This window comes from Parafrankia elaeagni, assembly GCF_000374165.1.
Classification (GTDB): Bacteria; Actinomycetota; Actinomycetes; order Frankiales; family Frankiaceae; genus Parafrankia; species Parafrankia elaeagni.
Genome location: NZ_KB893683.1, coordinates 89,516 through 104,235, shown reverse-complemented (window position 1 = coordinate 104,235; position 14,720 = coordinate 89,516). Strand labels below are relative to the sequence as shown.

General features: G+C 72.6%; 10 protein-coding genes. 3 read left to right on the top strand and 7 right to left on the bottom strand.

What is annotated here, in order from left to right:
* Positions 1 to 10 precede the first annotated feature (10 nt).
* Genes B207_RS0104860 through B207_RS0104845 form a run of 4 tightly spaced genes read right to left on the bottom strand, consistent with a single transcriptional unit; the run spans position 11 to position 5,376 of the window.
* The gene (locus tag B207_RS0104860; RefSeq protein ID WP_018635399.1) at positions 11 to 1,654 is read right to left on the bottom strand and encodes a glycosyltransferase; all 1,644 of its coding nucleotides are present in this window, start codon (positions 1,652 to 1,654) and stop codon (positions 11 to 13) included.
* Complete coding sequence (locus B207_RS0104855; RefSeq protein ID WP_018635398.1) at positions 1,651 to 3,135, bottom strand: glycosyltransferase family 2 protein; 1,485 nt, start codon at positions 3,133 to 3,135, stop codon at positions 1,651 to 1,653. The genes B207_RS0104860 and B207_RS0104855 overlap by 4 nt, the downstream gene beginning before the upstream one ends.
* Positions 3,136 to 3,160: 25 nt before the next feature.
* A complete protein-coding gene (locus B207_RS0104850; RefSeq protein ID WP_018635397.1) occupies positions 3,161 to 4,423 on the bottom strand; it encodes an ABC transporter ATP-binding protein in 1,263 nt (420 codons plus the stop codon).
* Positions 4,423 to 5,376 (bottom strand): ABC transporter permease, encoded by a 954-nt coding sequence (locus B207_RS0104845; RefSeq protein ID WP_026310680.1) that lies wholly within the window; start codon positions 5,374 to 5,376, stop codon positions 4,423 to 4,425. The genes B207_RS0104850 and B207_RS0104845 overlap by 1 nt, the downstream gene beginning before the upstream one ends.
* 339 nt (positions 5,377 to 5,715) lie before the next feature.
* Here B207_RS0104845 and B207_RS0104835 point away from each other — a divergent pair, with 339 nt between their 5' ends.
* The 3 genes from B207_RS0104835 (at position 5,716) to B207_RS0104820 (ending at position 10,789) form a co-directional block, all read left to right on the top strand.
* The gene (locus B207_RS0104835; protein WP_018635394.1) at positions 5,716 to 8,307 is read left to right on the top strand and encodes an HAD family hydrolase; all 2,592 of its coding nucleotides are present in this window, start codon (positions 5,716 to 5,718) and stop codon (positions 8,305 to 8,307) included.
* Positions 8,304 to 10,316 carry a class I SAM-dependent methyltransferase gene (locus tag B207_RS39495; RefSeq protein ID WP_018635393.1) on the top strand — a complete coding sequence of 671 codons (2,013 nt, stop codon included), beginning with the start codon at positions 8,304 to 8,306 and terminating at the stop codon, positions 10,314 to 10,316. The genes B207_RS0104835 and B207_RS39495 overlap by 4 nt, the downstream gene beginning before the upstream one ends.
* 164 nt (positions 10,317 to 10,480) lie before the next feature.
* The gene (locus tag B207_RS0104820; RefSeq protein ID WP_018635391.1) at positions 10,481 to 10,789 is read left to right on the top strand and encodes a hypothetical protein; all 309 of its coding nucleotides are present in this window, start codon (positions 10,481 to 10,483) and stop codon (positions 10,787 to 10,789) included.
* A 59-nt stretch (positions 10,790 to 10,848) separates the two neighbouring features.
* Here B207_RS0104820 and B207_RS0104815 read toward each other — a convergent pair whose 3' ends face one another.
* The 3 genes from B207_RS0104815 to B207_RS0104805 all read right to left on the bottom strand — a co-directional run bounded on the left by B207_RS0104815 (position 10,849) and on the right by B207_RS0104805 (position 14,701).
* Positions 10,849 to 11,208, bottom strand: a complete 360-nt coding sequence (locus B207_RS0104815; protein WP_018635390.1) for a hypothetical protein — start codon at positions 11,206 to 11,208, stop codon at positions 10,849 to 10,851.
* A gap of 33 nt (positions 11,209 to 11,241) precedes the next feature.
* Positions 11,242 to 11,805, bottom strand: coding sequence for a Uma2 family endonuclease (locus B207_RS0104810; protein WP_018635389.1), 564 nt, complete (start codon positions 11,803 to 11,805; stop codon positions 11,242 to 11,244).
* Positions 11,806 to 11,986: 181 nt separating this feature from the next.
* Positions 11,987 to 14,701: a protein kinase domain-containing protein gene (locus B207_RS0104805; protein WP_026310679.1), complete on the bottom strand. Its 2,715-nt coding sequence runs from the start codon at positions 14,699 to 14,701 to the stop codon at positions 11,987 to 11,989.
* Positions 14,702 to 14,720 lie beyond the last annotated feature (19 nt).

Here is a 14,720-nt window from a genome sequence, read left to right as displayed (position 1 = left end):
CAGCGGCCGATCAGGAGTACAGCCGGCGGCGCTCGACGATGTCGTGCCAGCGCTCGGCGAAGGCCGCGTCGGAGAACTGCTGGGCCCGCTCGACGGCGGCGGTGGCCAGGCGGGAGCGCAGCCCGTCCTCGGCGGCGAGCCGGCGGGTGAACGAGGCGACCTGCTCGGGGCCCTCCCAGCGGTACCCGTCCCGGCCGTGCCGGACGATCTCGCGCTGGCCGGCGCGGTCGATGACCACCGGCACGCAGCCGCCGGCCATCGCCTCGACGGTCGTCATCCCGAAGTGCTCCGCCGTCCAGGGCTTCCGCCGGTCGTCCTCGCCGTAGCCGGTGGCCGACCAGAACACCGAGCTGGTGGACAGCAGCCGCTCGACCTCGGCCCGCGGCGCGTTCGGCAGCACCTCGACGGGCAGCCCCGCCCCGGCGGCACGGACCTGCTCCACATAGGGCTTCTGCGAGTCCTCACAGCCGCCGACGACGTACATCCGCCACCCGGGCAGCCCGCCGGAGCGGTACAGCTCGCCGAACCACTGGACCATCTCCAGCTGCCGCTTCGCGTGGCCGAGCCCCGGGGCGAAGAAGCGCCCGACGGTGATGACGGCCTTCTCCCGCGCCGCGGCCGGGGTGAGGCGCTCGACCTGGATGGGCGGGAACAGAACATCGGAGTCCCGCTTCCACAGCCGCTGGATCCAGCCCCGGGTGTACTGCGAGTTCGCCATCACGGTGTCGTAGCCGTCGAGGTAGCCGAGGTCCGCCGGGTCGCGCAGCAGCCACGGGAAGCGCAGCGCCATCCGCTCCAGCGGGCCCTCGTCGGCGTCGGCGACCCGGGGGCGGCTCACCGCCACCCCCAGCTCACGGACGTCCGCCTCCCCCGGCGAGAAGGCGTCGCTGACCAGGGTCAACTCGGTCCCGTTGGTCGAGGACGGCAGCGCCACCTCGAACGGGGCGAACTCCTGGCCGATCTCCAGTTTCGCGAGCACCGTCCCGCCCGCGTCGAGGACCTGCAGGCGCACGCCCTCGGGCGCGCCGGGACGTCCGATGTCGGCCCGCAGGGTCCGCCCGCCGCCGGGGTTGACGGCGAGGATTCCGGCGCCGTTCGTCCAGGTCCACTGCCGGCGGCGGCCGCCCTCGGGCGGATACCAGCCCTGCCCGAAGCTGACGGCGGGTGTCGCGCCGCGCAGCAGCGGGCCGGCGGTGCGCACCGCGGCCTTGCGCCAGGGGGCCATGTCGTGGTCGAACGGGGTCGGGAAGAAGCACAGGTAGGCCGAGCGCGGCGAGCGCGGGGCGAGGCGGCTCATGTACGAGCCGTTGACGAACAGGTGGTACTCGTCCGACAGGGCGGCGACCGCCTCCTCGCCGCGGTCCGGCAGCCGCCGGTAGCGGCAGCCGGAGAGGTCCAGCCCGAGGTGGCTGCCGACGGCGTCGAGGTCGACGTCGGAATGCCCGATGATGTCGACGTCCAGGCCGTCGGCGGCCAGCACCTGGGCGATCATGCCGTTGTGGCGCTCGCCGCCGCCCATCGAGTGCCAGAAGCGGTTGTAGACGGCGGCCCGCAGGCCATCGGGCACAGCCGGGCCGCCGGCCGGGGTGCCCGGGGCGGCCCCGTCGGTCGGGCTCGGGCTGGCCGCGTCGATCGGGTCGGTCGGGGTGCTCATCGCTCCACCAGCCAGCTCTGCAGGCTGACGCGGCGTTCCGTGGCCGCGGCACCGATCTCGCGGCGGCGGCGCAGCATCGCGGGCAGCAGCCGCAGGTAGGAGGAGAACACACGGACCCGCAGCACCGTCGGCCGCACCGCCGGGCGGCTGCGCGCGCGCCAGGCCTGGCGCACGGTGCGGACAGCGATCGACGCCGTCGTCAGCGGATACTGCGCCACGGCCCGCAGCGCGGTGCGGGCGGTCGCGTCCTTGGTCAGCATCAGCAGCCGGTTGCGGTCGGTGTGGAACACGAACAGCGGGGACCACTCGACACTCGACGCCGAATGGACGTGGCGCAGCACCGCGTCCGGCACGTAGCGGATCTGGTAGCCGCGCGACCGGATGCGCCAGGAGAGGTCGGTGTCCTCGTAGTAGAGGAAGAAGTCGTCGTCGAACCAGCCGAGGTCGTGGCCGAGCTCGGTCCGCATCGCCATGCCGTTGCCGCAGGCGGTGAAGACCTCCTCGGCGTTGTCGAACTGGCCGGTGTCGATCTGCTGGTAGCCGCGGTCGGCGCCGTACCCGTCGGTCAGCACGATGCCGCCGACGTTGTTGATGACGTCCACCCGCGGCGCACCGGCGTCAACGGTGAACGTGACGGTGCTCGGCTCGGCGCCCACCGGCAGGGTTCGCGACGGCGCCGCCGCTCCGGTTCCGGCCGCTCCGGTTCCTGCCTCGGTGCCCGGCTCCGGCTCCGAGTCCGGGTCCGGCTCCCAGCCGAGGGTGACCTGCTTGGCGGTGTCCGCCGCCCAGGTGATCCCGATCGTGACCGGACCGCCCTCGGGCACCGGGACGCACAGCTCGCCCTCGCCGCGGGTCCAGAAGAACGGGGCCTTCGGCGGGCCCTCCGCGCCGAAGGTGAGCTTCTCCCAGAGCACCTCGCGCAGCACCTCGCGCCCGTCCACCGTCACCGAGCTGATCCGCACGCCCAGTTCGCGGGGGTCGTGCGGGCCGGGGGAGAACGTCGGCGCCGAGAAGGTGAGGCGCAGGAAACGGGGGAGGAACACGACCTTGCCGGTGACCGCGCCGAGGCGGTTGCCGCCGGCCGCGCCGAACGGGGCGAGCAGCCGCGCCAGCCAGTCCGGCTCGGGGATCGCGTCGTTGTTCAGCAGCACCGCGAACGGTGTGGTGACGCCCCGCAGCGCGAGGTTGTTCCCGCCGGCGAAGCCGAGGTTGCGGTCGGAGGGGACGACCGTCACCCACGGGTACCGGCGGGCGAGCAGCTCCCGGGAGCCGTCGGCGGAGGCGTTGTCGACCACCTGGGTCTCGAACGTGAACGGTGCGTCCTGTTTCGCGAGCGCATCCAGGCACGGCGGGAGCAGATGCGCCCCGTTCCAGTTCACGATCACGACGGTGGCGAGCGGCTCGGTGCCCGCCCCCTCCGGCGGCCGCGGGCCGTGCCCGTTGAGACCGGGGTGGGAACCGCTGTTCGGACCGACGCTCATCGAACCATCCGCCCTCGGCCGGCCGTCACCGGCGCAGCCTCGCCTCGTAGTCGACCCGGAGCAGCCCGGCGACCTGCAGGCCGCTCACGCCGAACAGGTCCTCGAACCGCCGTGCCGTTACCGGCTGACCGGTGGCCGCGTCCGACACCCGGACGTTGACCGCGAACGCCCCGAGCAGCTCCGGCAGCCGGGGGACGACGAAGTCCACCACGGAGAGACCCGGGCCGGGGCTGACCCCACCGGCCGGGGTCTCCATCACCCAGATCGGGACCTCGCCCTGGCCCATGATCTCCACGTGCAGGTAGACGTGCGCGGGGGCGTGGTCGGTGAGGTCCAGCTCGACGCTGACGGTGAGCTGCTGGCCCGGGTCGTACTGCACGTGTGCCGGGCTGCCGGGGCTGTGACTGAACGCCACCGCCGTCGGTTTCACCGGCGCCAGGTCGTAGGGCACGGCCACGCCCTCGACGGGCAGGCTCCCCAGCCGCTGGCGCAGCAGCTTCGTGCCGACGGCCGGCTGGCCGTCGAAGATCATGTTGCCGGACTCCAGCACGAGGATCCGGTCGCACATGCTCTCGATCAGATCGAGGGAGTGGGTGACGAACAGGATCGTCCGCCCCTCCGACCGGAACTGTGCGATCTTGTCGAGGCACTTGCGCTGGAACGCCTCGTCGCCGACCGCGAGGACCTCGTCGACGAGCAGGATGTCCGGGTCGACGTGCACCGCGACGGCGAAGCCGAGCCGTACGTACTGACCGGACGAGTAGTGCTTCACCTCGTCGTCGATCTTGTGGCGCAGCTCGGAGAAGTCGACGATCGAGTCGAAGAGCCGGTCGATCTCCCGCTTGGACAGGCCGAGCAGCGAGGCGTTCAGGTAGACGTTGTCGCGGCCGGAGAGCTCGCCGTTGAACCCGGCGCCGAGCTCCAGCAGCGAGGCGATCCGCCCGTTGACCGCCACCTCGCCGTGGGTGGGGCGCAGGATGCCGGCGAGCACCTTGAGCAGCGTCGACTTGCCGGAGCCGTTGGCCCCGGCCAGGCCCACCGTCTGCCCGCGGCCGATCTGGACGTCGATGTCGCGCAGCGCCCAGAAATCGTCCCCGGCGGCGGCCTCCCGGCGGACGAACCGTTCCTTCAGGCTGGTCGCGCGCTTGTGGTAGGCGACGAACTTCTTGCCCACCCCGGACGCGCGGATCACGGTCGGGGAGCCAGGCGGCGGCACCTGCGCGGCGGCCCGGTCGGGCCCGTCGGGCTGCGCCGGCTGCGCGGGCGGGGCGAGTGGCGGTGACGACACTAGAGATCCTCGGCGAAGTCGGCCTGGAAACGGCGGAACACCCGCAGCCCCAGCCACAGCATGGCCAGCGAGATCAGCCCGGCGATCGCCAGGTGCTCGAGGTAGAAGGCGTACCCGGTGTCGGCGATGACCGACGCCGAGCCGTTCGCGGTCGTGTTCCCCGGCGGCGGGTCGTAGATCGCCCGCTGGAAGGTGACCACGACCACCGCCATCGGGTTCAGCAGGTACACCCAGGTCCAGTCGTTCAGCTGGTTCTGGATCAGCCCGTACGCGTAGACCATCGGGTTGATCCAGAACCAGGCCACCAGGGCGACGTCGAGCAGATGCTGGGTGTCGCGGTAGCGGACGTTGAGCGCGGCCAGCAGCACCGACAGCGCGACGGTGAACAGCAGCGCCACCACCCCCGCCGGCACCAGCAGCAGCAGCTCGGGCCCGAACAGGCTGTAGCCCAGCCCCAGGATGACCACGAACAGCACCAGCAGCTGGAGCAGGAAGTGCACGGCGGAGAAACCGACCGCGGACAGTGGGAGTACGAGCAGCGGGAAACGTACCTTCTTCACCAGGTTGGCGTTGGCCACCACCGCACCGCACGCGGCGGAGACACTGCCCGAGAAGGCGTTCCACACCAGCAGGCCGGACATCAGATAGATGCCGAAACGGGGAATCCCCGTGTCCAGCACGACCTGGAAGACGAAGGTGTAGACGACCAGAAGGAGCAGCGGATTCGCCAGCGACCAGGCGAAACCCAGCGTGGAGCCCTTGTACTTGACCTTCAGGTCCTTGCGGACCAGGTTGCGCAGCAGCTCCCAGCGGACCCGGGTCTGCGCGCGGCTGCGGTGGTCGACGTGGCGCGCGCCGGACCGCGACGTGCGCGGGCGCTGCGCCGGGGAGGGGCCGCCCTGGCCCGGCGGCGGCGACGGCGGGAGCGTGGACAGGTCAGCGACCCGCGACATGACCTTCTTCTTCCCGCGTCGGGCGTGCAATGCGGACCCGCACCGTGCTCGGCTCCTCCTCCGCCCAGCGCAACCGTCACCGGCTCGCGTCGAGTGCCGTCACCGTGTTCGGTGACGATGGCCGTAGACCGTACCGCGAGGGCACCCGATGACGGTGCCCCCAGTCCGGTGAGTGCTACTCCGGCGGTGCTTCATAGTATCGAGCCGTCTATCTGGCTCCGGCCGGCAGCCGCTCCACGGGTGAACCGCCATCGACAGCTGGTGGCCTCATGCCGGCGGGGTGCCTGGCCGGCCCAGAATGGGCGACCGGGGATCGGTCGTCCGGGGGAGGGGCGGGCAGTGTTCACCGACGTCCGGCTTCGCGAGGTCTGGTCGCATCTGGAGTCGGGCGGTGCCCAGGCCCTGACTCTCGATGTGTTCGACACCCTGTTGTGGCGCATGGTTCCCGAACCGGTGCATGCTTTCATCACCCTGGGTCATCGGTTGGCCGAGGTCGGTCAGCTGCCCTCCGGCGTCACCCCCGGGGAGTTCGCCCGGCTGCGGATCTACGCGGAGCACAAGGCCCGCGACCACTCCCACGAGGTCCGGGGCACCTACGAGGTGCGCCTCGACGAGATCTGGCAGGTCCTGGTGCCGGCGCTGCCGGGCGCCGGCAGCCTCGGCGACCTGATGGACATCGAGCTCGCCGTCGAGCGCGACCTGTGCCGGGCCGACCTCGCGGTCGTCGAGCTCGCCGAGCTGGCCATGACCAAGCTCGGCCTGCCGGTCTACCTGCTCTCCGACACCTACTTCTCGGCGGCCCAGCTGGAGCGCCTGCTCAGCCGCCCGGAGCTGGCCGGGGTGCCGTTCACCCAGATCTTCACCTCCTCCGACGCGGGGATCAGCAAGAGCGACGGGCTGTTCCGGCACATGCTGGCCGCCTCGAACCTGCAGCCGTCCCGCGTCGTGCACCTCGGTGACCACCCGGTCGCCGACGTCGAGAGCGCCCGCGAGCACGGGCTGGTCGCCATTCACTACCCGAAGTACTCCGGGTCGCTGAAGTCCACGATCTCGCTGGAGGGCCTGCTCACCGGCCCGGGTGACGACACCCCGCTCGACTCCGGCAACGGCGACTACGGCATGACCGCGCTGCGGGCTCGCGTGCTGCACCGGGCGGACGCCGCCGCCGTCCCGCCCGGCCTGCGCCGCTACTGGGAGTCCGGGGCGACCGTGTTCGGCCCGGTCTTCACCGGCTTCGGCGACTGGGCGGTGGAACGCACCAGGGACCACGGCGCCGACCACGTGTACTGCCTGATGCGCGAGGGCGAGTTCCTCTCCCGGCTGATCGCCGAGCCGGGCGTCGACAGCGGAGTCACCACCTCGACCCTCTGGGCGTCCCGCCAGGTGTGCGCGCTGGCGAACGTGTTCGAGGGCACCCCCGAGGAGCTGCGCGGGTTCCTCGTCCGCCGGCATGCGCCGAGCGTCGGGCAGCTGCTGCGCCAGCTCGGGGTGGCCATCGACGGCGTCGCCGGCATCTCCTCGCTGGCGGACCGGCGGCTCGACGTCCCCGGCCTGCTCGACGACACCCTCGAGGCACTCTGCTCCGACGAGCGGATCCGCAGCGAGATCGTCCTGACCGCGGGCCGGCTGCGTGACCGGTACGTCGATTACCTCGACACCCAGCTGCCCGAGTCCGGCCGGATCGTCCTCGCCGACCTCGGCTGGGGCGGCACCATCCAGGCCCTGCTCGCCCGGTTGCTCGCCTCCACCGGGCGTGACTTCGAGGTCATCGGCCTCTACCTGGCGACGAACGCCGCCGCCGGCACGCACCGTCTCGCCGGCCTGCAGATCGAGGGGTACGCCGCCTCCGGCGGGCAGCCCGAGCTGATGGCCAACCAGCTCATGCGCAGCCCCGAGGTGCTCGAACAGCTCTGCATGCCGGACATCGGCTCGCTGGTCTCCTTCGACGACGACGGCCGCCCGGTGCTCAGCATCGACCGCACCTCGCGCACCCAGGTCGCCCAGCGGGTCGCCGTCCAGGACGGCATCCTCGCCTTCCAGCGCGAATGGCTGCGCTACCGGCGTTCGGAGACACCGATGCCGTCGCTGTCCGAGCCCGGCGCCCGCCACGCCGCGCTGCGGATGCTCACCCGCTTCGTCGCCCGCCCCACCGCCGCAGAGGCCTCGGCGTTCGGCGCGTGGGCCCACGACGACAATTTCGGCTCCGACTCCACCGAGGGTCTGCTGCCCCCCGAGCTCGTCCGCCGCATGCCGTACCTGACCCCGGCGGACCTCGAGAAGATCACCATGCAGGAGCTGTACTGGCCGGCCGGTGTCGCCGGTGTCGCGAACCGCTCGCTGGCAGTGATCAGTGGGCTGGCGGCCGCGGCCGGAGTTCCCGCCGAGGAGGTCTCCCCGGAAGCCGCCGCCGGCCCCGTCGAGGTGTACGTCGACACCGGCTCCGACTTCGTGAACGGGCCCAAGAAGTCCGTGGTCACCCGCTCCGGGCGCGACGGCGGATCGATCGTGCGGCTGAGGGTCGAGGGCGTCGGCGTCCGCCGGGTGCGGATCGACCCGGCCGGCCGGCGCGGCCTGCTCCGGGTCGACTGGCTGACCATCTCCTTCCACCTGCACAACGCCCCCGAGCCGTACAAGGTCACGATGACCTCGCTGGACGACCTCGCCGGCCAGCAGCTCGCGCTGCTCGGCCTGCGGCCGCTGCAGGCGAACCTGATGGAGATCGTCGGTGACGATCCGCAGATCATCTACTCGATCGACTTCGCGACGCAGCCGCAGCTCGGCGGGACGTACGCGATCGAGGTCGAGATGGCGTTCGGCTGGCTGGGGATCCGGGCCGACCCGCTCCAGGTGCGCACCGGCGACGTCGCCCGCACTGCTCTCCCCACCCGAGCCGCCCGGAAGATTCGTCGTGAGCTGGGAGGGCTTCGATGACGGCCGAGGCCGACGACCCGAACGACCACCACCCGAACGATCGCCACCCGAACGATCGCAGCCCCGACGACGCTGATCCGGGCGACCGCGACCGCGACCGCGACCGCGATCCCGGTTACCGCGGCCCGAGTCGCCGTGCTCCCGGCGGCCTCGAACCCGGTGACGCCGACGGGACGGCCGGCCGGTGGTTCCGTCCGACCCAGAACCCGTCGGAACCAGTCCGCTCCGACTCGGTCCGCTCCGAACCGGTCCGCTCCGAACCGGCGCAGCCGGGCGAGGCGGGCCCGGGCCAGCCGCCGTCCGATGCCATCCGCGCCGGTTCGCTCCCGTCGGTGTCTCCGCCGCCGTCCCTGTTCACTCCGCGCGCCGCCCGCCGGTCCGCGGAGACCACGCAGCCCGTCTCTCCCGCGGCGCCGGGTCGGCTCGCACCTCCTGCGTCACCCGCGGCGCCGGGTCGGCTCGCACCTCCTGCGTCACCCGCGCCCCCGGGTCGGCTCGCTCCGCCGGAGTCGCCCTGGCCCCCGGAGCCGCCGGCTCCGCAGCCGCCGTCCGGGTATCCGGTCACCCCCGGGACCTCGGCGACCTTCGACCCGCTGCAGGACCCGGTCGTACCTGCCCGCGCCTTCGAGGTGGCCGCGGCAGAGCGGGAGCCCGTTGACCGGCGCGGAGACTCTTCCGACCGGACCGGGCCGGACGCCGAGACGTCCAGCAAGGTGCACGGGAGCCTCGCCGAGATCGCCGTTGACGCGTACGACGGTGGTGACCACGCGGCCGAGCCCGGTGAGATCACGGAACGGACACTCGTGCCGCTCCTGCTGCATTCGCTGACCGACCTGCGGGAGATCTGGATCCCGCTGCTCGAGGCGTCCGGCGCGCGCAGTGTCGCCGAGGTCGGCTCGGAGAGCGGCGCGACGACCTCGCTGCTGGTCAACCTGCTGCGCCGCGGCGGCGGCGGGCGCCTGGTCGTCATCGACCCCGAGCCGGGGGTCGCACCCACCTCCGGCGGCGGGCTCGACGTCGAGGTGATCTGCGGCTACAGCCCGGAGGCACTCGACGGCCACGCGCCGACCGACGCCTACCTGATCGACGGCGACCACAACTACGCCACCGTCCGCGGCGAGCTCGAGGCCATCGGCGCCGCCGTCCGCGACTTCGACCGCACCTACTTCCCGCTGGTGATCCTGCACGACGTCGGCTGGCCCGCCGGCCGCCGGGACCAGTACTACTCCCCGGACCGCATCCCCGAAGCCGACCGCCAGCCGAACTCGTGGGACGTCGGCGTGGAGATCGACAAGGCCGACGCGGTCCCCGGGCGCGGTTTCCGCGGGATGGGCGCCTTCGCCTGGGCGCTCACCGAAGGCGGCCCCCGTAACGGCGTGCGGACGGCCGTCGAGGACTTCGCGGCGGAGCATCCCGACCTGCGTTTCATCACCGTGGCACCGGTCTTCGGCCTCGGCGTGCTGCTCGACCGGCGCGCCCCCTGGGCCCGCCGCGTCGCGGACCTGCTCGCCCCGTGGGTGTCCAACACGCTGCTCTCCCGGATGGAACGCAACCGGATCGACCTCTACCTGCGCGTCCTGGCACTGCAGGACGACGCGGTCGCCGCGGCCCGCGGCCGGCAGCGGGAATGGGCCCGCCTGGACGCCGAGCGCAGCGAGCTCGCCGCCCGCGACCTGCAGCGGCTGAACCGGATCAGCGAACTCGAGCAGGAGCTCGCGGCGGCCCGCCGGCAACCACGGCCACCCTGGGCACCGGCCACACCGGACGAACGAAAGATCGTCACCGCCGCCCGCATCGCCCGCGCCGCCCTGCGCTCACGCCTCGGCGACGACCCCGCCACCCGTGACCCCGGGGCTCCGGCTGGCAGCGGCCGGCCCGGCAGCGCCGCGGTCGTCCGCCTGGGCGCAGGCCTGTCCCGTTTCGTCGAGCACCGCGGGCCCGGCGGGTCCACCGGGTCCAGCAGAAAGCCCACCGGCGGCGACCCGGGACGCCGGACTCCAGGGAGCTGACGGCCGACACCCCGGCGGGCGTGCGACCTGAACGAGAGCGAGGCCATGGCCGTGGACACGAAGGACTCGGGTGACGGCACCGCGCCGGGTATGAGTGGTGCCGGCAGACGCCTCGACGTCCGCTTGCTCCCGAACATCGAGATGGCCACGAACTGTCGTTCACGGTGAGCAGCTACACGGACGAGGTGCTCGCTGGTTTCGACGTCGAGGAAACTCCCGAACGTGTCGCCGTCCGCGCCTGGCTGGCCTTCGGCCCGAACGGCCCGACGACCTTCGGGCGGGGCGTGTCCAGAACACTGACTGACGGGCGGAAGGTCACCAGAATGACCCGCAAGGGCGCCGGGCGCACATGGGGCACGGTCGTACTTCTCCAGCGCCCCCTGGGAACGAGACCGGTCGTCGACGTCGCCGCTCCCGACGAGCGTGGCTCTCTGGTGGCCCGCCAGGCCTGGCACTCCGAGCGCCTGAACTGAAGCCGCTCCGGTCCCCGCGCAGCATGGGGACAGCGCGGGCGTGTGGGTTGTCGTGGCGTCTACTGGCCGAACGTGTAGCGCAGGTTTGCGTTGATGAGCTGGTTGAGACGCCTGCGCATGTGGCCGACGAGACTTTCGTCCGGAGCGGGCTCCTCGACGTGGAGGATCCAGCGCAGGTCGGTGCCCCCGTCGGCGCTGCGTTCCAGCTGGAAGCGGACCACTGCGTCCGGACGCCGGCGCCACAGCGAGGACCAGGTCAGCTCGGCGGGCGGTGTGGATGTGAGGATGCGCGGGCACTGTTCGTCGCCCAGCAGCAACAGCCAGGGGCGGTACGGGTCCCGGCCGGGCTCGGCCAGCGCCTCGAACACGACGCGGGGCGGGGGCGGCTGCCGCCGGCACCGGTTTCCGATCTCGATCACGCCCCCGAGCGTAGGAGACCGTGCGGTGACCGGCTAGGGCCGGGCGAGGTCGGCCGGATCGATGTCCACCGGGAACGGGGCCTCCAGGTGGGCGGTCGCGCCGGCGAGGGCCGTGATCCGCTTGACGTACCGACCACCGTCGAGCTCGTAGGCGACGAGGATCGGCGCCGGGGCGAGCTCGACGCGCCAGAACCGCGGGATGGCGGCCTCGGCATAGAGCACCGGCTTGAACTTCCGGTCGATGGTGCGGCTCCCGGGCGAGACCAGCTCGATCGCGAGCTGGACGGCCTCGGCGTCGAGGCTGATGGCGTTCTCCGTGGCCGCGGCGGCGTCGAGCACCACCAGGTCAGGCACCACCAGACCGGAAGGCAGGATGACGTTGACGGCCTCCAGGACCTCGACCGGCGCGTCGGCGGTGCGGGCAGCCGCGTGCAGGATCATGGCCAGCCGGAGCGAGGCACGCTGATGACGCAGGCCTGGCGCGGGAGACATCACGAGGGATTCCCCCAGGAGCTCGAAACGGATGGTCCGCTCCTCGGGCAGGGCGAGGACGTCGGCGACGGTCCACGGCCCGACATGGTCGATGGCGATGCTCATCGCCTGGTCACCCCTCGCCCATCCGCACTGCCCATCCGCACTGCCCATCCGCACATCGCGCGCCATCCGCACATCGCGCGCCGGACGGCCCTTCTCAGGGTAGCCCGACGTTTTCCGGCAGCACCGGAGTCGTCGATCTAGGTGTGTGCCTGTCTGTGTCCCGTGGGCGGGCCTACGCCGATCAGCAGACAGGCTGGTAGGGGACGTCGACGATGTCGCGTTGCCATTCGGCCTGGGTGATCTGGTTGGCCGGGTCGGCGCAGGCGCGGGCGACGAGGCCGGCGTCGTCCATGCGGGAGATCCGGGCCGAGTAGTCGTCGCTGATGGTCACAAGTGACGCGCTGTCCGGTGTGAACTCGACGCCCTGGACCCAGTCGCCGTGGCCGGAGATCCGCCCGGCGGCTGTCGCCTGGCCGGGGGTGGTCAGGTCCCACAGGTGGGTGGTGGTGTCCCAGCCGGCGGTGGCCAGGGTGCGGCCGTCCGGGCTGTAGGCGAGGTCGAAGACCCATTTCTCGTCGGCGAGCACCGACGCCGTCGCACGGGGCCTGGCCGGGTCGGTCACGTCCCAGAGTTTCACCAGCCCGTCGTAGGCGCCGGTGGCCAGCTGCCGCCCGTCCGGGCTGAAGGCCAGTGCCCAGACGTAGTCCGTGTGGGCGGTGATGGCGGCCAGCGGACGCGGCCGGCGCGGGCTGGTGATGTCCCACAGCCGGGCGGTGCGGTCGGCGCTGGCGGTGGCCAGCAGCTTTCCGTCCGGACTGAACGCGATCTCGTTGACCCAGCTGGTGTGCCGGTCGAGGACGGCGAGCTCGCTCGGCTCGGCCGGATTGCTGACATCCCACAGCCGGGCCGTGTTGTCGTAGCCCGAGGTGGCCAGCATCCCCCCGTCGGGGGAGAACTCGGCGTCGAGGACGTAGCCGTTGTGCCCGAGCAGGACCGAGAGCTGCCGCGGCTGGGCCAGGTCGCTGATATCCCACAGTCGCACGGTGCGGTCGTAGCTGGCGGTGGCGAGCAGCTTTCCGTCCGGGCTGAACGTCGCGTCGAGCACCCAGCCGGTGTGCGCGGTGATGGTGGCGAGCTTCTCGGGGCGCGCGCGGTCGGAGACGCCCCACAGCTGCACCAGGTTGTCGGCGCCGCCGGTGGCGACGGTGCGCCCGTCCTGGCTGACTCCCAGGCCGAGGACCGACGAGCTGTGGCCGCTCAGCACGCTCGCGGTGGCGGGGGAGAAGGACGTCCGCAGGCTCGCGCGGGCCTCCGGCACCGGGCTTATCCGGAAGGCGGCCAGGCTCAGGCGTGCGGCGCGTTCGGCGTCCGAGTCGCGGATCGCCTCGGCCGTGGACACGACACGACGAGCCACCTCGTCCCGTGTCTTCTCGTCGTTCCCACCGCCGGTGAAGGCCAGCGGGACGAGCGCGGCGATCAGCAGCAGTGCGAGCACCGGCGCGGCGAACAGCGCGATCCGGCGGCGCGTCGTCGGCGTGAGGAACCGGGTGACGGCCGGTCCGCCGCGGTCCACGTCACCGTGACCGCCGCCGCCGCCGCTGCTGCCGCCGGTGCCGGTGCCGGCGGATGTCGGGTGCCGGGGACCGGTGGCGAGGTCGTGTTCTGGAGCGGGCTGCGCCGGTACGTCGGCGAGCGAGCGTGCCGACGGGGTGCCGACGGCAGCCGGTCCACCCGGCGTCCCGACGGATCCCGGTAGATCGGCGGTGGCACCTGGCGGGCCGCTGAGCGCGCCGCTCGCCTCGGCGCTGGGACCAGGCGGGCTGTCGGCACCGGGCGGGCTGTCGGGACCAGGCGGGCTGTCGGCATGAGGGGGGCTGTCGGCATGAGGTGGGATGCCGCCGGCGCCTGGCTGGCCGCGTGGGCGGCTGATCGTGCCCGTCGCGTCGTCGTCGGGTGCCGCTCCGTCGCCGGCAGCTGAAACGGTTCCGCCGGCACCCGGCGCACCGCCGGGAGCTGGCGGGCCACTCGTCCGGATCGCCGCGGAGACCGCGGGATCAGGATGGGTCGCAGGCCCGGTACCGACCAGGCGCAGGAACAGCTCCTGCGCGGTCGGGCGGTCGGCGGGGTCCTTGCGCATCGCCTGCTCGACGATGGGCCGCAGCGTCGGGTTGAGCCCGTCCAGCAGTGGCTCGCGGTGGACGACCCGGTAGAGCTGCACCGGAGTCGGCCCGTCGCCGAACGGGAAGGAGCCGGTGCCGGCGTAGGTGACCAGCCCGCCCCAGGCGAAGATGTCGGCCGCGGCGGTCACCGGCTCGCCGTTGGCCTGCTCGGGGGCCATGAACGCCGGCGTGCCGATGCGCTGGATCTCCTGGCTGAGCATGGTCTGCGCGTCCAGGGCGCGGGCGATACCGAAATCGATCACCCGGGGCCCGAGGGTGGAGAGCAGCACGTTGGACGGTTTGAGATCCCGGTGGACGAGCCCGGCACCGTGGATCGCGGTGAGCGCCGCGGCGACGCTGACCGCCACCCGCTCCAGGTCTGCCGAGCGCAGCGGGCCCTCGACGTTCACCGCCTGCGCCAGGGTGAGCCCGTCGACGTACTCGGTCACCAGGTACGGCTGCCCGTCGGGTGGGTCGACGACGTCGAGGACCTCGGCCGTGCAGAAGCGCGCGACCCGCCGGGCGATGTCCGCCTCGCGGTGGAAGCGTGCCCGGAACTCGGGCATGCGGGCCAGATCGGCCCGGATCACCTTGACGGCGACGAGCCGGTCGTCGAGGCCGCGGCCCAGGTAGACGGTGCCCATGCCGCCCTCGCCGAGGCGGCCGATCAGCGTGTAATGGCCGAGACGGCCCGGGTCACCGGGGCCGAGTGGCGTTGTCATCCGTGCTGCGGCGGTCAACGAGGGCCCGGTCGAGTCCGCAGGCGGTGTGGTTTCCCAGTCCCGCTTTCGGCGCACGGCTTCCCCCGAACCGAGA

Excerpts from the sequence above, each read along its gene's own strand:
- B207_RS0104860 (WP_018635399.1), bottom strand. The coding sequence starts at position 1,654 with ATGAGCACCCCGACCGACCCGATCGACGCGGCCAGCCCGAGCCCGACC.
- B207_RS0104855 (WP_018635398.1), bottom strand. The coding sequence starts at position 3,135 with ATGAGCGTCGGTCCGAACAGCGGTTCCCACCCCGGTCTCAACGGGCAC.
- B207_RS0104845 (WP_026310680.1), bottom strand. The coding sequence starts at position 5,376 with ATGTCGCGGGTCGCTGACCTGTCCACGCTCCCGCCGTCGCCGCCGCCG.
- B207_RS39495 (WP_018635393.1), top strand. The coding sequence starts at position 8,304 with ATGACGGCCGAGGCCGACGACCCGAACGACCACCACCCGAACGATCGC.
- B207_RS0104810 (WP_018635389.1), bottom strand. The coding sequence starts at position 11,805 with ATGAGCATCGCCATCGACCATGTCGGGCCGTGGACCGTCGCCGACGTC.